Annotated in this window: 27 protein-coding genes; 26 read left to right on the forward strand and 1 reads right to left on the reverse strand. The window is 47.7% G+C overall.

Annotation, left to right across the window (positions count from 1 at the left end; translation table 11 throughout):
* The first annotated feature begins 160 nt into the window (after window positions 1–160).
* The 6 genes from rpoC to tuf all read left to right on the forward strand — a co-directional run bounded on the left by rpoC (window position 161) and on the right by tuf (window position 8,730).
* On the forward strand, window positions 161–3,784 hold the full coding sequence (gene rpoC, locus ACESLK_RS20890) for a DNA-directed RNA polymerase subunit beta' (RefSeq protein WP_373231644.1): 3,624 nt from the start codon (window positions 161–163) through the stop codon (window positions 3,782–3,784).
* Between the two features lie 163 nt (window positions 3,785–3,947).
* The gene (locus ACESLK_RS20895; RefSeq protein ID WP_373231645.1) at window positions 3,948–4,202 is read left to right on the forward strand and encodes a ribosomal L7Ae/L30e/S12e/Gadd45 family protein; all 255 of its coding nucleotides are present in this window, start codon (window positions 3,948–3,950) and stop codon (window positions 4,200–4,202) included.
* A 174-nt stretch (window positions 4,203–4,376) separates the two neighbouring features.
* Complete coding sequence (gene rpsL / locus ACESLK_RS20900) at window positions 4,377–4,799, forward strand: 30S ribosomal protein S12 (protein ID WP_373231646.1); 423 nt, start codon at window positions 4,377–4,379, stop codon at window positions 4,797–4,799.
* A 61-nt stretch (window positions 4,800–4,860) separates the two neighbouring features.
* Complete coding sequence (gene rpsG, locus ACESLK_RS20905) at window positions 4,861–5,331, forward strand: 30S ribosomal protein S7 (RefSeq protein WP_373231647.1); 471 nt, start codon at window positions 4,861–4,863, stop codon at window positions 5,329–5,331.
* A gap of 38 nt (window positions 5,332–5,369) precedes the next feature.
* Entirely contained in the window at window positions 5,370–7,454 is a 2,085-nt protein-coding gene (fusA, locus tag ACESLK_RS20910) for an elongation factor G (RefSeq protein ID WP_373231648.1), read from the forward strand.
* An 85-nt stretch (window positions 7,455–7,539) separates the two neighbouring features.
* Window positions 7,540–8,730, forward strand: a complete 1,191-nt coding sequence (gene tuf / locus ACESLK_RS20915) for an elongation factor Tu (RefSeq protein ID WP_373231649.1) — start codon at window positions 7,540–7,542, stop codon at window positions 8,728–8,730.
* Window positions 8,731–8,804: 74 nt separating this feature from the next.
* Here the strand turns inward: tuf and ACESLK_RS20920 are convergent, their stop codons facing one another.
* Complete coding sequence (locus ACESLK_RS20920; protein ID WP_373231692.1) at window positions 8,805–9,392, reverse strand: YitT family protein; 588 nt, start codon at window positions 9,390–9,392, stop codon at window positions 8,805–8,807.
* A 239-nt stretch (window positions 9,393–9,631) separates the two neighbouring features.
* Between ACESLK_RS20920 and rpsJ the strand changes: the two genes are divergently transcribed.
* The 20 genes from rpsJ to rpmD all read left to right on the forward strand — a co-directional run bounded on the left by rpsJ (window position 9,632) and on the right by rpmD (window position 18,636).
* The gene (gene rpsJ, locus ACESLK_RS20925) at window positions 9,632–9,940 is read left to right on the forward strand and encodes a 30S ribosomal protein S10 (protein WP_130615191.1); all 309 of its coding nucleotides are present in this window, start codon (window positions 9,632–9,634) and stop codon (window positions 9,938–9,940) included.
* 48 nt (window positions 9,941–9,988) lie between these two features.
* On the forward strand, window positions 9,989–10,615 hold the full coding sequence (gene rplC / locus ACESLK_RS20930; protein WP_373231650.1) for a 50S ribosomal protein L3: 627 nt from the start codon (window positions 9,989–9,991) through the stop codon (window positions 10,613–10,615).
* A 31-nt stretch (window positions 10,616–10,646) separates the two neighbouring features.
* The gene (rplD, locus tag ACESLK_RS20935) at window positions 10,647–11,270 is read left to right on the forward strand and encodes a 50S ribosomal protein L4 (protein WP_373231651.1); all 624 of its coding nucleotides are present in this window, start codon (window positions 10,647–10,649) and stop codon (window positions 11,268–11,270) included.
* Window positions 11,270–11,563 (forward strand): 50S ribosomal protein L23, encoded by a 294-nt coding sequence (rplW, locus tag ACESLK_RS20940; protein ID WP_373231652.1) that lies wholly within the window; start codon window positions 11,270–11,272, stop codon window positions 11,561–11,563. The genes rplD and rplW overlap by 1 nt, the downstream gene beginning before the upstream one ends.
* Window positions 11,564–11,592: 29 nt before the next feature.
* Window positions 11,593–12,423 (forward strand): 50S ribosomal protein L2, encoded by an 831-nt coding sequence (rplB, locus tag ACESLK_RS20945; protein WP_373231653.1) that lies wholly within the window; start codon window positions 11,593–11,595, stop codon window positions 12,421–12,423.
* A gap of 63 nt (window positions 12,424–12,486) precedes the next feature.
* Window positions 12,487–12,768 carry a 30S ribosomal protein S19 gene (rpsS, locus tag ACESLK_RS20950; protein WP_373231654.1) on the forward strand — a complete coding sequence of 94 codons (282 nt, stop codon included), beginning with the start codon at window positions 12,487–12,489 and terminating at the stop codon, window positions 12,766–12,768.
* A gap of 148 nt (window positions 12,769–12,916) precedes the next feature.
* Window positions 12,917–13,255, forward strand: a complete 339-nt coding sequence (gene rplV, locus ACESLK_RS20955; RefSeq protein ID WP_169281348.1) for a 50S ribosomal protein L22 — start codon at window positions 12,917–12,919, stop codon at window positions 13,253–13,255.
* Between the two features lie 13 nt (window positions 13,256–13,268).
* On the forward strand, window positions 13,269–13,934 hold the full coding sequence (rpsC, locus tag ACESLK_RS20960; RefSeq protein WP_373231655.1) for a 30S ribosomal protein S3: 666 nt from the start codon (window positions 13,269–13,271) through the stop codon (window positions 13,932–13,934).
* A 2-nt stretch (window positions 13,935–13,936) separates the two neighbouring features.
* Window positions 13,937–14,374, forward strand: coding sequence for a 50S ribosomal protein L16 (gene rplP, locus ACESLK_RS20965; RefSeq protein WP_130615174.1), 438 nt, complete (start codon window positions 13,937–13,939; stop codon window positions 14,372–14,374).
* Window positions 14,361–14,558, forward strand: coding sequence for a 50S ribosomal protein L29 (gene rpmC / locus ACESLK_RS20970; protein WP_115995318.1), 198 nt, complete (start codon window positions 14,361–14,363; stop codon window positions 14,556–14,558). The genes rplP and rpmC overlap by 14 nt, the downstream gene beginning before the upstream one ends.
* A 45-nt stretch (window positions 14,559–14,603) precedes the next feature.
* Window positions 14,604–14,870, forward strand: a complete 267-nt coding sequence (gene rpsQ / locus ACESLK_RS20975; RefSeq protein ID WP_373231656.1) for a 30S ribosomal protein S17 — start codon at window positions 14,604–14,606, stop codon at window positions 14,868–14,870.
* A 34-nt stretch (window positions 14,871–14,904) separates the two neighbouring features.
* Window positions 14,905–15,273: a 50S ribosomal protein L14 gene (gene rplN / locus ACESLK_RS20980; RefSeq protein WP_373231657.1), complete on the forward strand. Its 369-nt coding sequence runs from the start codon at window positions 14,905–14,907 to the stop codon at window positions 15,271–15,273.
* Window positions 15,274–15,318: 45 nt separating this feature from the next.
* Window positions 15,319–15,672 carry a 50S ribosomal protein L24 gene (gene rplX, locus ACESLK_RS20985; protein WP_373231658.1) on the forward strand — a complete coding sequence of 118 codons (354 nt, stop codon included), beginning with the start codon at window positions 15,319–15,321 and terminating at the stop codon, window positions 15,670–15,672.
* Window positions 15,673–15,707: 35 nt separating this feature from the next.
* Window positions 15,708–16,250: a 50S ribosomal protein L5 gene (gene rplE / locus ACESLK_RS20990; protein ID WP_373231659.1), complete on the forward strand. Its 543-nt coding sequence runs from the start codon at window positions 15,708–15,710 to the stop codon at window positions 16,248–16,250.
* A gap of 50 nt (window positions 16,251–16,300) precedes the next feature.
* Window positions 16,301–16,486: a type Z 30S ribosomal protein S14 gene (locus ACESLK_RS20995; RefSeq protein ID WP_373231660.1), complete on the forward strand. Its 186-nt coding sequence runs from the start codon at window positions 16,301–16,303 to the stop codon at window positions 16,484–16,486.
* Between the two features lie 30 nt (window positions 16,487–16,516).
* Window positions 16,517–16,915: a 30S ribosomal protein S8 gene (gene rpsH / locus ACESLK_RS21000; protein WP_373231661.1), complete on the forward strand. Its 399-nt coding sequence runs from the start codon at window positions 16,517–16,519 to the stop codon at window positions 16,913–16,915.
* Between the two features lie 30 nt (window positions 16,916–16,945).
* Entirely contained in the window at window positions 16,946–17,488 is a 543-nt protein-coding gene (gene rplF / locus ACESLK_RS21005) for a 50S ribosomal protein L6 (RefSeq protein ID WP_373231662.1), read from the forward strand.
* Between the two features lie 63 nt (window positions 17,489–17,551).
* Window positions 17,552–17,917, forward strand: coding sequence for a 50S ribosomal protein L18 (gene rplR, locus ACESLK_RS21010; RefSeq protein WP_373231663.1), 366 nt, complete (start codon window positions 17,552–17,554; stop codon window positions 17,915–17,917).
* A 29-nt stretch (window positions 17,918–17,946) separates the two neighbouring features.
* A complete protein-coding gene (gene rpsE / locus ACESLK_RS21015) occupies window positions 17,947–18,444 on the forward strand; it encodes a 30S ribosomal protein S5 (RefSeq protein WP_373231664.1) in 498 nt (165 codons plus the stop codon).
* Between the two features lie 12 nt (window positions 18,445–18,456).
* Window positions 18,457–18,636 (forward strand): 50S ribosomal protein L30, encoded by a 180-nt coding sequence (rpmD, locus tag ACESLK_RS21020; protein WP_373231665.1) that lies wholly within the window; start codon window positions 18,457–18,459, stop codon window positions 18,634–18,636.
* The last annotated feature ends 32 nt before the right edge of the window (window positions 18,637–18,668 follow it).

Consider the following 18,668-nt stretch of genomic DNA (forward strand, 5'->3'; position numbering starts at 1 on the left):
AATAATTGGAGGGGCGCTCTGGAGCGCCTAACTCCGATTGTCACAAGTGCGAGGAATGAAAGCAGTCTTAGTGACTGCGTTCGGTAATCGCATGACGCCGGGCCTTCGGGGCCGTCGTTAAGATCTGAAATCCTAGCAACGATGAAGGAGGGCTTGCTCCTTGTTAGACGTCAATAACTTTGAGTTTATGAAAATCGGGTTGGCTTCCCCGGATAAAATCCGTTCTTGGTCGAGAGGCGAAGTTAAAAAGCCGGAAACGATCAACTACCGGACATTGAAGCCGGAAAAAGAAGGTTTGTTCTGCGAGAAGATCTTTGGACCTACGAAGGACTGGGAATGTCATTGCGGCAAATATAAGCGCGTTCGTTACAAAGGCGTCGTCTGTGATCGCTGCGGCGTCGAAGTTACACGTGCGAAAGTTCGCCGTGAACGGATGGGGCATATTGAGTTAGCCGCTCCGGTCTCACATATTTGGTACTTCAAAGGAATTCCAAGCCGCATGGGACTTGCGCTTGATATGTCCCCGCGTTCGTTGGAAGAGATTATTTACTTCGCTTCGTATGTCGTTACCGATCCAGGCGATACTCCTCTTGAGAAAAAGCAATTACTTTCCGAGAAGGAATACCGCAGCTACCGGGAGAAGTACGGTTATGCATTCCATGCGGGTATGGGTGCTGAAGCTGTGAAGAGACTCCTTCAAGATATCGATCTTGATCGTGAGCTCGAGACACTAAAGGAAGACTTGAAAACCGCTCAAGGACAACGCCGTAACCGTGCGATCAAACGTCTTGAAGTGGTCGAATCCTTCCGTAACTCCGGTAACCTGCCTGATTGGATGATTCTTGATGTATTGCCTGTCATTCCTCCGGAGCTTCGGCCGATGGTTCAACTCGATGGAGGCCGATTTGCAACAAGCGATTTGAACGATTTGTACCGTCGCGTAATTAATCGGAACAATCGTCTGAAGCGCTTGCTCGATCTTGGTGCACCGGATATCATCGTGCAGAATGAGAAGCGGATGCTGCAGGAAGCTGTTGATGCATTGATCGATAATGGTCGTCGCGGCCGCCCGGTAACGGGTCCCGGCAATCGTCCGCTCAAGTCTCTCAGCCATATGCTAAAGGGTAAACAAGGTCGTTTCCGTCAGAACTTACTCGGTAAACGCGTCGATTATTCCGGTCGTTCTGTTATCGTTGTAGGACCAAGCTTAAAAATGTATCAATGCGGACTTCCAAAGGAAATGGCACTAGAGCTGTTCAAGCCGTTCGTTATGAAAGAGCTGGTATTGAAAGGTCTTGCTCATAACATTAAGAGCGCTAAGCGTAAGGTTGAGCGTGTAAGTCCTGAAGTGTGGGATGTACTCGAGGAAGTTATTAAGGAGCATCCGGTACTTCTGAACCGTGCCCCAACCCTTCACAGATTGGGTATTCAAGCGTTTGAACCGATTCTGGTTGAAGGACGCGCCATCAAGCTTCACCCACTCGTTTGTACAGCATACAATGCCGACTTCGACGGTGACCAAATGGCTGTTCACGTTCCTTTGTCCGCTGAAGCTCAAGCAGAGGCTCGTCTTCTGATGCTGGCATCCGGTAACATCTTGAACCCTAAAGATGGTAAGCCGGTAGTTACTCCATCACAGGATATGGTTCTTGGTTGCTTCTATCTGACAATGGATAACAATCAATCATATGGCACCGGTATCCGTTTCGCGGACGTCAATGAAGCTGTTTCTGCTTATCAACGCGGAGTAACAGGCATTTCTCTGCATGCTCGCGTTGTAATCCCGGCTAGAGAGCTGAAGAAAAAGACTTTCACACCGGAGCAGCAAGAGGCTCTTATTGTGACGACGATCGGTAAAATCATATTTAACGAGATTTTCCCTGATACGTTCCCGTATATCAATGAAGCGACTAAGCAGAACTTGGTTAAAGGAACGCCAGATAAATACTTTATCTACGAAAAAGGCGCGGATATCAACAAATTTATTAATGATTCGCAAATTCCTCCAGCAGTAGGTAAAGAATATTTGGGCAATATTATCGGTGAATGTTTCCGGATTTACCACACAACCCAAACATCGATGATTCTCGATAATATTAAACAGCTTGGATTTACGTACTCGACTCGTGCCGGTATTACAATCGGTGTGTCAGACGTTATCGTTCCTAAAGAGAAGGATCAGATCCTTGAGAGATCAGAAGAGCGCGTTGGGGTTGTCGCTACGCAGTATCGCCGAGGTCTGATTACTAACGAAGAGCGCCGTGACCGAGTCATCGAGATCTGGAGCAAGACCAAGGATGAGATCACTGAAGTATTGATGAAGTCAATGGATCGTTACAACAACATTATGTTGATGGTAGATTCCAAAGCTCGGGGTAATAAATCGCAGATCACCCAATTGGGCGGGATGCGGGGTCTGATGGCCAATCCATCCGGTCGAATCATTGAGTTGCCGATCAAATCGAACTTCCGTGAAGGTCTGACGGTATTGGAGTACTTCATCTCCACTCACGGAGCGCGTAAAGGTCTTGCCGATACAGCACTTCGGACAGCGGATTCCGGTTACCTGACTCGTCGTCTCGTAGACGTCGCACAAGACGTTATCGTTCGTGAGGATGATTGCGGAACAGATAAGGGCATCGCCGTATCTCGTATCGAAGATGGTAAAGAAGTTATCGAGGACTTGTTTGACCGTATTGAAGGTCGTTATGCCTTCGCTACGATACGCAATCCTGAGAACAAAGAGGTCATCGTTAACCGTAATGAGCTTATTGATACACCTAAGGCAGAAGAGATCGTTCGTATAGGCATCAAGCAGGTACAGATTCGTTCCGTCCTTAGCTGTCGCGCCCGTCATGGCGTATGTAAGCTATGTTATGGCCGTAACCTCGCAACTGGAGAGAAAGTTGAAATCGGCGAAGCGGTCGGTATCATTGCCGCTCAATCTATCGGTGAGCCGGGAACACAGCTCACGATGCGTACTTTCCATACCGGCGGCGTTGCCGGAGACGATATCACTCAAGGTTTGCCGCGTATTCAAGAGCTCTTCGAAGCTCGGAATCCGAAAGGTCAAGCCATTATCTCCGAGCTGGATGGCGTAGTTAAAGAAATTCGTGAAACGAAGGATCGTCGTGAAATTGAACTGCAGGGCGGAGCAGAATCCAAGGTTTACCCTGTCAGCTACGGTTCCCGTATTCGTGTTACTCAAGGACAGCAGATTGAAGCTGGAGATGAGTTGACGGATGGTTCCATCGATCCTAAGGAAATGCTTCGTATCAAAGGTATTCGCGGCGTGCAGAACTATATTCTGCAAGAAGTGCAGCGTGTTTATCGGAACCAAGGTGTTGAAATTAACGACAAACACATCGAGGTTATGATCAAGCAGATGTTACGTAAAATCCGCATCGTTGATCCTGGAGACACGATTCTTCTGCCTGGTGCATTCGTGGATCTTCACGAATACGAAGCGGCTAACCGAGAGGCGATTCTTGCTGACAAAGAACCGGCTGTTGCACGTCCGGTCCTGCTCGGAATTACGAAGGCTTCACTGGAAACCGACTCCTTCCTATCGGCAGCGTCTTTCCAAGAAACGACTCGCGTTCTGACAGATGCTGCTATCAAAGGCAAAGTCGACAGATTGCTTGGACTGAAGGAGAACGTTATTATTGGTAAGCTGATCCCGGCGGGTACAGGTATGGCGCGCTATCGCAACATTCGTGTTGTGTCGCCTTTTGACGAACCGACGGACGAAGCAGCTGAGCTTGAGCCAGTAGGCGTTGAGTAAGAGCTAATAGATCTAACAAGCGCGGATACCGGCAGCGGTATCCGCTTTTTTTTACGCAATAATTATAGATTTAAAATCTTGACACGCATAAATCGAAGTGATAATATATCCTAGTGTGTGCCAGACATGATTAATTCTGAGTCAATTGGAGGTCGTAGTCACTATGACAACGAGCGTCATGAGATTGCAGGGTGGTCATGTGCGAGTGGGTACGAAACAAACAACAAAGACGGTGGAGCTAGACGAAGCCGTACATGTGTTTGTAGCGCAAGATGCAGATCCCCGCATGGTGAACCGTATCGTTCAATTGTGTATTCAACATGATGTCAAACTTACACTCGTCGATACGATGCGAAACCTGGGTAAAGCGTGTGGCATAGGAGTCGGCACAGCTATGGCTGCTGTCGTTGAGGAATAAAGTAACCGGGTTTGATTCTGCACTTCGAATAGGATTAACATTCCTTAGCGGAAGTGTGGAACGGACCCTTTCTCGTCTCTTAAAATGAACCGCCTGGATCTGTGGACTTCGCAAGAGAATATCGGTTGTGTCGTTATGTATCATTTTTACCGAATTAAGGAAGGGGGTGGCAACATGCCAACTATTAATCAACTAGTTCGTAAAGGCCGTCAATCGAAGGTCGTTAAATCGAAATCACCTGCTCTGCAAAAAGGATTCAACGCTCTAAAACGTGTTGAAACTGATATCAGCGCGCCTCAAAAACGTGGGGTTTGCACCCGTGTAGGAACAATGACTCCGAAAAAACCGAACTCAGCACTTCGTAAGTACGCGAGGGTTCGTTTGACCAACCGTGTCGAGGTAACTGCCTATATCGGGGGAATCGGACATAACCTTCAAGAGCATAGTGTTGTGCTTGTACGTGGAGGCCGGGTTAAAGATTTGCCAGGGGTTCGTTATCATATCGTCCGCGGTGCTCTTGATACTGCAGGCGTTAACAACCGTAAACAAGCTCGTTCGAAGTACGGTACGAAAAGACCGAAAGTTAAAAAATCCTAATAGGCTGCTGAGCGATTTGATCGCTTGACGTAGCTACATGAATAAGAAAGGAGGAACTTCGATGCCACGTAAAGGACCAGTTCCCAAAAGAGATGTATTGCCGGATCCGTTGTATAACAGCAAGCTTGTTACACGTCTGGTAAACCGTATTATGATTGACGGTAAAAAAGGAGTTGCCCAGCAACTTTTGTACGATGCGTTCACCTTGATTCAAGAGCGCTCGGGTAAAGACGCTATGGAGGTCTTTGAAGCCGCAATTAAGAACATTATGCCAGTACTTGAGGTTAAAGCGCGCCGTGTAGGTGGAGCTAACTATCAAGTTCCGATTGAAGTAAAGCCTGAACGCCGCACGTCCCTAGGATTGCGCTGGCTTGTTAACTACTCTCGCAACCGCGGAGAGAAGACGATGGAAGAGCGTTTGGCTGCCGAAATCTTGGATGCATCCAATAACACTGGAGCAGCTGTTAAGAAACGTGAAGATACACACAAAATGGCGGAAGCGAACAAAGCGTTTGCACACTACCGTTGGTAGAATTCACTTATGTTTGACTAATGAAGGGAGACTGTTACATGGCTAGAGAGTTCTCCTTGCAAAATACGCGTAATATCGGTATTATGGCGCATATTGATGCGGGCAAAACCACCACTACTGAACGTATTTTGTTCTATACCGGACGTGTTCATAAGATCGGCGAAGTGCATGAAGGCGCCGCTACGATGGACTGGATGGAGCAAGAACAAGAGCGCGGCATCACGATTACGTCTGCCGCTACAACCGCTCAATGGGATGGACACCGTATCAATATTATCGACACTCCGGGTCACGTTGACTTTACGGTAGAGGTCGAGCGCTCCCTGCGCGTATTGGATGGGGCCGTTGGCGTATTTAGCGCCAAAGAAGGCGTGGAACCACAATCCGAGACGGTATGGCGTCAAGCTGACCGTTACGGCGTTCCTCGTATTGCTTATGTAAACAAAATGGATATCATCGGTGCAGACTTCCTTAATGTCGTAAGAGACATGAAGCTGCGTTTGAACGCAAACGCTGTAGCCATTCAATTGCCTATGGGCGCTGAAGATGTTTTTGTAGGTATGATCGATCTGATTGAACGGGTTGCTTATAAATACAAGGACGATCTCGGTAAAGACCCTGAGAAGGTTGAAGTGCCTGCAGAGTATACGGCACAAGTCGAAGAGCTTCGCGCAATTCTCGTAGAGAAGGTAGCAGAACTTGACGAAGAATTGACAATGAAATTTCTAGAGGGTGAAGAAATCTCCATCCCTGAAATCAAAGCTGCTCTTCGCAAAGGCGTATGTGAAGTGAAAATCTTCCCAGTCGTATGCGGATCTTCATATCGTAACAAAGGCGTTCAACCGATGTTGGATGCTGTAGTTGATTTCCTTCCTTCTCCACTTGATGTTCCTGCTATCAAAGGCCTGTTGGATGATGGTTCAGAAACAACTCGTGAATCTTCTGATACTGCACCGTTCTCGGCATTGGCTTTCAAAATCATGACTGACCCTTATGTTGGCCGTTTGACTTTCTTCCGCGTATACTCCGGTGTTTTGAGCGCAGGCTCATACGTTGTAAATGCAACTAAAGGCAAACGCGAACGTGTCGGCCGGATTCTGCAAATGCACGCGAACAGCCGTCAGGAAATCAGTGAAGTTCATGCAGGCGATATTGCAGCGGCAGTTGGTCTTAAGGATACAACTACGGGCGATACGCTGTGTGACGAGAAGAATCCAGTTATCCTTGAATCGATGAACTTCCCAGAACCGGTAATCCAGCTTGCGGTTGAACCTAAGACAAAAGCCGATCAAGATAAAATGGGTATCGCCCTGCAGAAGTTGTCCGAGGAAGATCCAACTTTCCGTGCGCACACGGATGAAGAGACCGGACAAACAATCATCGCAGGTATGGGTGAGCTTCACTTGGAAATTCTCGTAGACCGTATGCTTCGCGAATTCAAAGTTGAGACGAATGTTGGTAAACCGCAAGTTGCTTACCGCGAAACATTCCGTGTTCCTGCGAAGGTCGAAGGGAAGTTCGTTCGTCAATCCGGTGGTAAAGGTCAATTCGGACATTGTTGGGTTGAATTCACACCACTTGAGCCAGGCACAGGTTTCATTTTCGAAAACAAAACGGTTGGTGGATCGATTCCTCGTGAATTTATCGCTCCAATCCAAGCTGGTATCGAAGAGTCGATGAAAAACGGCGTACTCGCTGGATTCCCGCTCGTTGATATTAAAGCTGTTGTTGTTGACGGATCGTACCATGATGTTGACTCATCGGAGATGGCGTTCAAAATTGCTGGATCGTTAGCGCTTAAAGCAGCTAAGGACAAATGTAGCCCTTGCTTGCTAGAGCCTATCATGAAAGTAGAAGTAACCGTGCCTGAAGAGTACATGGGGGATGTAATGGGAATGGTGAGCTCTCGTCGTGGTCGTATCGAAGGAACGGATTCACGCTTCGGCGCGCAAATCGTTCGCGCGAAAGTTCCACTCGCTGAGATGTTCGGATATTCCACAACGCTTCGTTCCGGTACGCAAGGTCGCGGGGTGTTCTCGATGGAACTTTCCCACTACGAAGAAGTTCCGAAATCGATCTCTGAAGAGATCATCTCGAAATACAAAGGCGCGAAAGAAAATTAGTAAGCGGGCGGATACGGGAAGTGCTATAAGCACCCCTCCCGCCAACAAATATAATCCTTTTAAACAATAAGGAGGAACATTATCCATGGCAAAAGCTAAGTTTGAACGTAATAAACCTCACGTAAACATCGGTACTATCGGTCACGTCGATCACGGTAAAACAACTTTGACAGCAGCTATCACTACCGTTCTTTCCAAACGTTATGGCGGAGCAGCAGTTGCTTTCGACCAAATCGACAAAGCACCAGAAGAGCGCGAGCGTGGAATCACGATCTCCACAGCACACGTTGAGTACGAAACGCCTAACCGTCACTACGCACACGTTGACTGCCCAGGACATGCTGACTATGTTAAAAACATGATCACAGGCGCAGCTCAAATGGACGGAGCTATTCTGGTTGTATCCGCAGCTGACGGTCCTATGCCGCAAACGCGTGAGCACATCCTGCTCTCCAAACAAGTAGGCGTTCCTTACATCGTCGTATTCTTGAACAAATGCGACATGGTTGACGACGACGAATTGCTTGAGCTCGTTGAGATGGAAGTTCGCGACCTTCTTAACGAATATGATTTCCCGGGCGACGACACTCCGATCATTCGTGGTGCAGCTCGTGAAGCATTGGCAAATCCTGAAGGCGAATGGGCTAATAAAATTATCGAGCTGTTCGAAGCGGTTGATACTTATATCCCACAACCTGAGCGTGCAACTGACAAGCCTTTCTTGATGCCGGTTGAGGATGTATTCACAATCACTGGTCGTGGTACAGTTGCTACAGGCCGTGTTGAGCGTGGAGTTATCAAAATCGGTGACGAAGTTGAAATCATTGGTTTGGTAGAAGAAACTCGCAAATCCGTAGTAACGGGCGTTGAAATGTTCCGTAAATTGCTTGATTCCGCACAAGCCGGCGACAACGTTGGCGCATTGCTTCGCGGTGTAGACCGTAAAGACATTGAGCGCGGTCAAGTTATCGCGAAACCAGGTTCAGTTAAGCCACACACTGAATTCACTGCTCAAATCTACGTTCTGACTTCTGCTGAGGGTGGCCGTCATAAGCCTTTCTTCACAGGCTACCGTCCACAGTTCTACTTCCGGACAACAGACGTAACAGGTATCATCAACTTGCCTGAAGGAACTGAAATGGTTATGCCTGGTGACAACATCGAGGTAACTGTTTCTCTAATCGCTCCTATCGCAGTTGAAGACGGTACTCGTTTCGCTATTCGTGAAGGCGGTCGTACTGTAGGCGCTGGCGCAGTAGCTTCGATCCAGAAATAAGCAACTTGATTAATAAAAGGGCTGTCCAAGCGTAACTACGCTATGGATAGCCTTTTTAGTTTTCGTGGATTGCTTCAATAAGAGAAGTACTTGATCGTACATAGACTAGTTGCTAATCCACCTGAACTTATCGTGGCTATAGATAAGAAGAACGTATCCGCTGAAAATAGCAGACCTCCTAAAATGACAACTAGAGCATCCATGATAAGGATCAACACACCGACGTTTAGATGTAATCTTTTTGCTAGCAGCTTTGCAAGAAGATCGATTCCTCCTGTGCTTGTGTCATTACGCAAGAGGATTCCAAAACCTATTCCAATGAAAAGTCCTCCGCAAACCGAAATAATAAAAGGATAATCGGCACTAAGAGTTCCAAGCGGATAAAATGGATCCAATAAGTCTATAAAATAAGATAAGAGGATCATCCCAAACAAGCTATGAAAGAACATGGTACGGTCTTTAAACCACGCAAATATAAACACGGGTATGCTGCACAGAATGAGTGTAAGACCTACCTTAGTTCCGAATATGTAATTAATAATAAGCGCAATACCGATGAAACCTCCATCCAATACTTTGATAGGCATTAGAAAGAAGTCGATTCCAATTGCGATTAGTAAACTTCCTATGATAACTGCAGTTACTTTATGGATGGATTGCAGCTAGAACCAGTCCCTTCTACAAAGCCTGTCTTATCTATATGAAAGTTTTGAAAATATATGTTGCAATCGCTTGGGCAGATCGCTATAATAATAAATGTTGGTCTGTGACTGTGCGTCGATGTGAGAGGTTGCCGACACACCCGGCCCCTTTGCCATAGGGGAGAAACACAGGTGAATGTCGGGTTATTCTCATGGAGTATGTCCGATTCCAAAATTGGGCGAATGAAGGAGGGAATTCTATGGCTAAGCAAAAAATCCGTATCCGTTTGAAAGCCTACGACCACCGTATCCTGGATCAATCCGCGGAGAAAATCGTAGAAACGGCAAAACGTACTGGTGCAAGTGTATCTGGACCGATTCCGTTGCCGACCGAAAAGCAGATCATCACGATCTTGCGTGCGGTGCACAAATACAAGGATTCGCGTGAGCAGTTTGAAATGCGTACGCACAAGCGTTTGATCGACATTGTCAATCCTACGCCGCAAACAGTAGATGCGCTTATGCGTCTTGATCTGCCATCCGGCGTTGACATCGAAATCAAGCTTTAATTTTACAGCAACTATCATTTAGATTTATGAAGGAAAAGAGGTGTCAACATGTCAGGAATCTTGGGACGTAAACTCGGAATGACTCAACTATTCGCAGCAGACGGTAGCGTTGTGCCCGTAACTGTAGTAGAAGCAACTCCGAACGTCGTGCTTCAGTTGAAAGACTCGGACAACGACGGTTACGAAGCAGTACAGCTAGGTTTCGCGGATAAACGCGAGAAGCTAGCAACAAAACCGGCCATCGGCCATGCAAAAAAAGCCAACACGGCGCCCAAGCGCTTCATTCGCGAGGTTAGCGGTCTAACGGCTGCTGGCTTGGAAATTGGTCAGGAATTGAAAGTTGACCAGTTCTCTGCAGGCGAATTTGTTGACGTAACAGGTATTTCCAAAGGTAAAGGAACTGCCGGTGCGATCAAACGCTGGAATATGTCCCGCGGTCCAATGGCGCATGGTTCCAAGTACCACCGTGGTAATGGTTCGCTCGCGACGATTCGTGATGCTAACCGTGTGCCAAAAGGCAAGAAAATGCACGGTCGTCTAGGTAACGAAACGATTACTGTACAAAACCTCGAAATCGTGAAGGTTGATCTTGAGCGTAATGTATTGTTGATCAAAGGTTCCGTACCGGGCGCACGCAATAGTTATCTCAAAATCCGCACATCGGTGAAGAAATAATTCACAATGTATGAGGAAAGGAGGACCACTCATGCCGAAAGTTACTGTTTTTAATGTAGACGGCAAGCAAGTTGGAGAACTTGATCTGGCAGAAGGAATATTCGGACTAGAGCCGAACGTACACGTTCTGCACAGCGCTGTATTACTGCAACAAGCTTCGCTTCGTTCGGGTACGCACGATACGAAAGGTCGTTCGGAAGTACGCGGAGGCGGACGTAAGCCGTGGAAGCAAAAGGGAACCGGCCGTGCTCGTCAGGGTAGTATTCGTTCGCCGCAATGGAAAGGCGGCGGTATCGTATTCGGACCAACACCACGCAGCTATGGTTTCAAATTACCTCGTAAAGTTCGCCGTTTGGCGATCAAATCGGCTTTGTCCAGCAAAGTCCAAGATAATCAAATCATCGTTCTCGATCAGTTGAGCTTGTCCCAACCGAAAACGAAGGACATTGCGAAGCTTTTGAACAATCTCAAAGTTGAGCGTAAAGCGCTTGTCGTAACGGCAGACTTTGATAATAATGTGGCTCTTTCCGCTCGTAATATTCCTGGCGTCAAATTCGTCGCTGCTGAAGGAATTAACGTGCTCGACGTGATGAAGTATGATCAATTGATCATCACGAAGGATGCAGTCGCTAAAGTTGAGGAGGTGTTCGCGTAATGAGAAACCCTCGCGATCTAATCAAACGGCCGGTTATTACCGAACGCACAAGCGACTTCATGGAACAGCGCAAATATGTGTTCGAAGTTGACTTGAAAGCAAACAAAACCGAGATCAAGCAAGCCATTGAGCAAATCTTCAAAGTGAAGGTTACCAATGTTAATACACTCAGAATGCCGGCTAAGCCGAAACGCTACGGCAAACATAGTGGTTACACTTCAGAGTGGAAAAAAGCGATCGTGCAGCTTTCCGCAGACAGCAAACCGCTTGAGTACTTTGAATCCTCTGTATAATAAGTCTCTAAAGTAAGGAGGGAATCCAATTGCCAGTTCAAAAGTTTAAACCGACAACGCCCAGTCGTCGTCAGATGACGATGTCGACGTTTGAAGAAGTAACGGCAACAGAGCCGGAAAAGTCTTTGTTAGCTCCGTTGTTCAAGCATGCTGGACGTAATAACCAAGGTAAAATTACTGTTCGTCATCATGGCGGCGGTCATAAGCGTAAATACCGGATTATTGACTTCAAGCGCACAAAGGACGGCATACCCGGCCGCGTGGCTACGATCGAATATGATCCTAACCGTACTTCTTACATCGCGCTGATCAACTATGCAGATGGTGAGAAAACTTATATCATCGCGCCAAAAGGACTTAAAGTTGGAGATGTAATCATGTCTGGTCCAACTGCTGACATCAAAGTCGGTAATGCACTAGCGCTTGAGAACATTCCAGTCGGTTCGGTTATCCACAACATCGAATTAAAGCCCGGCAAAGGCGGCCAGTTGGTTCGTGCAGCTGGTACAAGTGCGCAATTGCTTGGTAAAGAAGAAGCTTACGTAACGATCCGCCTGACATCTGGTGAAATTCGTCGCATCTTGAAAACTTGCCGCGCTACAATCGGTACAGTTGGTAACCAAGATCATGAGTTGATCAATGCTGGTAAAGCTGGTCGCAATCGTTGGTTAGGCAAACGCCCGACAGTTCGTGGTGTTGTAATGAACCCGAACGATCACCCGCACGGTGGTGGCGAAGGCCGCGCGCCAATCGGACGCAAATCCCCGATGTCTCCATGGGGCAAGCCAACGCTTGGTTACAAAACTCGCAAGAAGAAAAAAGCTTCGAGCAAGTACATTGTTCGTCGTCGCAGTAAATAATGAGATATCGTCAAGCGGCGTGAACGGCAAACTCTCAAGCCGCGTTGAAGGGAGGAGCATTCCATGGGTCGCAGTTTGAAAAAAGGACCTTTCGTGGATGGCTATCTACTGAAAAAAGTGGAAGAACTGTCCGGCACGAATAAGAAAGCAGTCATTAAAACGTGGTCTCGTCGTTCGACGATTTTCCCACAATTCGTGGGTTTAACGTTTGCAGTCTATGATGGACGTAAGCATGTGCCAGTATACGTGTCGGAAGACATGGTCGGTCACAAGCTTGGTGAATTTGCACCAACACGTACATTCAAAGGCCATACAGACGATGATAAGAAAACGGGCAAACGATAATAACCCTACGGCCGAGGTGCGATCAATACAGTGCGCCCCTGGCGTAACGGTTGATCGTCATAGCGCGACCGATCCGAGAAGCTCAGGCATCACGGATTGATCGGCTGAAATGCCTGGCAAACGTAATCGTAAGGGAGGAGGTACACCGATGTCTCAACAAGCGAAAGCTGTTGTGAATAACATTCGCATTCCGGCTCGTAAAGTCCGCCTGGTCGTAGACCTGATCCGCGGTAAAAAAGTCGGCGATGCGGTTGCCATTCTACGTCACACGCCGCGTTCGGCATCTCCGGTTTTGGAGAAGCTGCTGAACTCTGCTATTGCGAACGCTGAACACAACTACCAGCTAGACGTGAACAAATTGGTCGTGTCTGAAGCCTTCGTCAACGAAGGACCAACGATGAAACGATTCCAACCGCGTTCTCAGGGCCGCGCGTTCAGCATATTCAAACGATCCAGCCATATTACACTGGTCGTATCCGAAAAATAAGGAGGGACAACGTGTGGGTCAAAAAGTAAATCCAGTCGGTTTTCGTATCGGCATCATCCGTGATTGGGAATCCAAATGGTATGCCGGCAATAAGGACTTTGGTAATCTTCTGATGGAAGATGTCAAAATCCGCGAATTCCTTAAAAAGAAACTTAAAGACGCTGCTGTCTCTAAAATTGAAATCGAACGTGCCGCTAACCGCGTTAACGTAACGATTCACACTGCTAAGCCGGGTATCGTAATCGGTAAAGGCGGAGCTGAAGTAGAAGTTCTTCGTGGACAACTCACGAAAATTTCCGACGGCAAAAAAGTTCACATTAACATCTCCGAGATCAAAAATCCGGAATTGGACGCTATCCTGGTTGCCGAGAGCATCGCGCAACAATTGGAACGCCGCGTATCCTTCCGCCGCGCGATGAAACAAGCTATGCAACGTACGCAGCGCGCAGGTGCGAAAGGTATCAAAACAGCCGTAAGCGGTCGTCTAGGCGGAGCGGAAATCGCTCGTCAAGAAGGCTACAGCGAAGGAACTGTGCCACTGCACACACTCCGTGCTGATATCGATTACGGAACGGCAGAAGCTCATACTACTTATGGCCGCATCGGCGTAAAAGTATGGATCTACCGTGGCGAAGTCCTTCCGGCGAAGAAAAGAGCTGCTGAGGAAGGAGGCAACTGATCATGTTGGTCCCTAAACGCGTTAAACACCGCAAAGAACATCGCGGTAAAATGAAAGGCCGTGCTAAAGGCGGTACTGAAGTGCATTTCGGTGAGTTCGGTTTGCAGGCCATGGAACCTTCTTGGGTGACAAACCGTCAAATCGAAGCTGCTCGTATTGCTATGACTCGTTATATCAAACGGGGCGGGAAAGTATGGATCAAGATTTTCCCTTCCAAACCAATTACTCAAAAGCCTCTAGAAGTGCGGATGGGTAGCGGTAAAGGTAACGTAGAAGCATGGGTTGCTGTTGTTAAGCCGGGCAAGATTTTGTTCGAGCTTGCAGGTGTTTCTGAGGAGATAGCGCGTGAAGCGATGCGTCTGGCGGCACATAAGTTGCCAATCAAGACGAAGTTTGTGAAACGTGAAGAACTGGGTGGTGAAGCAAATGAAAGCCAGTGAATTTCGCAACCTGACTTCGGCGGAACTCGAACAGAAGGTCGCCGGCTTCAAGGATGAGCTGTTTAACCTCCGCTTCCAATTGGCTACTGGCCAACTGGATAACCCGCATCGCCTTGGCGATCTGCGGAAAGAAATTGCTCGGGCCAAAACCATTTTGCGCGAGCGTGAACTCGGCATTAGCTAAAGCCCGGCTAAACCCTGAAGATTGATTCCGGGAAGGAGGATTACCATGAGCGAACGTAATAACAATCGGAAAGTGCAGATTGGTAAAGTCGTCAGCGACAAAATGGATAAAACGATTGTGGTGGCAGTTGAAACATACAAGAAGCACAGCCTTTACCACAAACGGATTAAATACACGAAGAAATTCAAAGCGCATGACGAAAACAATGATGCAAAAATCGGCGACACCGTGAGAATCATGGAGACCCGCCCGTTGTCGAAAGACAAAACTTGGCGTATGGTCGACATCGTCGAAAAAGGCGTGCTAGCCTAATCGACTCACCTGTGACTGAAAGGAGGACCTTGCGATGATTCAACCGTTTACGCGTCTGCGTGTTGCAGACAACTCTGGCGCGAAAGAATTGATGTGTATTCGCGTGCTAGGCGGTACTGGACGCCGCGTTGGACATATCGGTGATCTAATCGTATGTTCCGTAAAACAAGCAACACCAGGCGGCGTTGTCAAAAAAGGCGATGTTGTAAAATGTGTTATCGTTCGTACAAAACGTTCGGTACGCCGTAAAGACGGATCCTATATCGCGTTCGACGAGAACGCAGCAGTAATTGTTAAAGAAGATAGAAGCCCGCGCGGTACCCGGATCTTTGGACCGGTTGCTCGTGAACTTCGCGAACGTGACTTCATGAAAATCATTTCCCTGGCACCGGAAGTTCTATAATATTCCGGAACGCACCGATGGAGAAACACTCAAGGAGGTGTACCCATGCCCCGTCTGAAAAAAGTGCTGCAATCGCACAATAATAAGCTGCACGTTAAAAAGGACGATAACATTATCGTCATCTCGGGCAAAGACAAAGGCAAGAAGGGCCGCATTATCGCTGCATATCCGCGCGAGAATCGTGTGCTTGTCGAGGGCGTCAACATGGTGAAACGCCATACTCGTCCTAACCCTGCGAATCAACAAGGCGGTATCATCGAGCGCGAAGCGCCGATTCACGTTTCGAACGTGATGCATATCGATCCTAAAAGCGGCAAGCCAACACGCGTTGGCTCCAAAACGTTAGAAAACGGCAAAAAAGTCCGGATCGCTAAGCGTTCTGGAGAAATGATCGACTAATCGCAGTAAGAACGGAAAGGAGGTCACTGTGACTCATGGCAGCAAGAATGAAGGAACGTTTCCTGAATGAGATTACTCCTGCTCTAATGCAGAAGTTCAACTACAAGTCAGTCATGCAAGTGCCGAAGATCGAAAAAATCGTCATCAACATGGGTGTCGGCGAAGCAGTCTCTAATTCCAAAATTATGGACTTTGCTGTAGAAGACATGCAAAAGATCGCAGGTCAAAAACCTGTAATCACTCGTTCGAAAAAATCGATTGCTGGTTTCCGCTTGCGTGAGAACTTGCCAATCGGCGTAAAGGTAACACTTCGCGGCGAACGGATGTATTTTTTCCTGGATAAACTGTTCAACATCTCACTACCCCGTGTACGTGACTTCCGCGGCGTATCGACCAAATCGTTCGATGGACGCGGTAACTACACACTAGGATTGAAAGAACAACTGATTTTTCCGGAAATCGAGTATGACAAGATTGATAAAGTTCGCGGGATGGATATCGTCATCGTAACGACAGCGCAATCGGACGAAGAAGCGCGTGAGCTGCTCACCCAATTGGGTATGCCGTTTGCGAAGTGACGATAACCCGGTCAATTAGCAAAAGGTAACTTATGGAGGTGTGAAAGCAAGTGGCAAAAACGTCGATGAAAATTAAGCAACAGCGTACGCCGAAGTTTAAAGTCCAGGCTTACACGCGTTGCGAGCGTTGCGGTCGTCCGCATTCCGTATTGCAAAAATTCAAGATCTGCCGGATATGTTTCCGTGAATTGGCACATAAAGGCCAGATTCCTGGCGTCAAAAAAGCGAGCTGGTAATCAGCCTAGTTCGGGAAGGAGGTTTACCCCATGGTTATGTCTGATCCTATTGCAGATATGCTGACGCGCATTCGTAATGCGAATCTCGTGCGTCATGAGTCGGTGGAAATGCCTGCGTCTACGGTTAAGAAGCAAATTGCTGAAATCCTGAAGCGTGAAGGTTTTATCCGCGACACTGAATATGTAGAAGATAACAAACAAGGCTTGATCCGTATTTTCTTGAAATATGGTCCAAGTAATGAGCGTGTTATCACGGGTCTCAAACGCATTAGCAAACCTGGTTTGCGTGTTTATACGAAATCCAATGAAGTTCCGCGTGTGCTGGGTGGCCTCGGTATCGCGATCATTTCAACATCCAAAGGCATCATCACCGACAAGGAAGCCCGTCAAGGGAAGTCCGGCGGAGAAGTGCTCTGCTACGTTTGGTAATTTAACTGTCACACGATTGGAGGTGTACCCATGTCCCGTATTGGACGCAAACCGATTCCCGTGCCTAACGGCGTTAACGTGAATCTGGATAACAACGTCATCACGGTTAAAGGGCCGAAAGGCACTTTGTCACGCGAATTGCACAAAGATATGAAAGTATCTTTTGAAACCGACGTTATAACCGTGGAACGTCCTTCGGATAACAAACTTCACCGCTCGCTGCACGGTACAACCCGCAGCGTAGTTGCTAACATGGTAATCGGTGTAACCGATGGTTATATCAAGAACCTTGATCTAGTTGGTGTCGGATACCGTGCGAGTAAGTCTAGCGATAAGCTGGTACTTAACGTCGGTTACTCTCACCCGGTTGAAATCGTTCCGGCTAGCGGCATTGAATTTGAAGTGCCGGCACAAAACAAAATCATCGTTAAAGGCATCGATAAAGAAGCAGTCGGCGAGATTGCTGCCAAGATCCGTGCCGTTCGTCCTCCTGAGCCTTACAAAGGCAAAGGGATCAAGTATGAAGGCGAACGCATTATCCGTAAAGAAGGTAAAGCAGGTAAGAAGAAGTAATGAAGTAAGTTGCGGGTGGTTAGAAGCTGCCTAGATGCAACATGAAGGGAGTGTACCTTTCGAATGATTACAAAGAGCGACAAGAACAAAGCCCGTCTGAAACGTCACCTTCGGGTACGTAAGAAGATCACCGGGACAAACGAGCGTCCTCGTCTATCCGTGTTTCGTTCTTCAAAGCATATCTATGCTCAATTGATTGATGACGTTAAAGGCGTAACGCTGGCAGCTGCATCTACGATTGATAAAGAACTAACCGAAGTCGGGAATGGCGGTAACGTTGAGTCTGCACGTAAAGTAGGCGAGCTCATCGCTAAACGCGCAAAAGAGAAAGGATACGAAGCTGTCGTGTTTGATCGTGGCGGTTATCTGTATCATGGACGTATCCAAGCGCTGGCTGACGCAGCACGCGAAGCTGGCTTACAGTTTTAATTCATTTTTGACACAAGGAGGTAAACGACTTGCGTGTAGATCCGAATACATTGGAACTAACCGAAAAGATGGTTCAAATCAATCGAGTCTCCAAAGTCGTCAAAGGCGGACGTCGCTTTAGTTTCAGCGCACTCGTCGTTGTCGGTGACGGCAAAGGCTGGGTTGGCGCTGGAATCGGTAAAGCTTCAGAAGTTCCAGACGCAATCCGTAAGGGCGTCGATGACGCCAAAAAGAATCTCGTTTTCGTACCACTGGTTGGCACAACCATACCGCACGCCGTTACGGGACATTTCGGCGCCGGCAAAGTGTTGCTGAAACCGGCATCTGAAGGTACGGGTGTTATCGCGGGCGGTCCTGTCCGCGCGGTGCTCGAACTGGCCGGAGTCGGCGATATTTTGACGAAATCGCTGGGTTCCTCCAACTCCATTAACATGGTCAATGCGACGTTGGAAGGTTTATCCCGCCTCAAACGCGCCGAAGACGTAGCGAAACTGCGCGGTAAAACCGTAGCAGAGCTATTCCGTTAAGGAGGGAAACAAATGGCACAGCTTCAAATTACCCTCGTTCGCAGCTTGATTGGCCGTCCTGAGAATCAACGCCAAACGGTGAAATCTCTGGGCCTCCGCAAGATGCATTCGTCAGTAGTAAGAGAAGATAATGTCGCAACTCGCGGCATGATTAACACGATCAATCATTTGGTTGAAGTTAAAGAAGTTTAAGTATATAAAGCATAACTCTCAAGGAGGTGCGA

This window comes from Cohnella sp. (assembly GCF_041640265.1).
In the GTDB taxonomy this organism is placed as follows: Bacteria; Bacillota; Bacilli; order Paenibacillales; family Paenibacillaceae; genus Cohnella.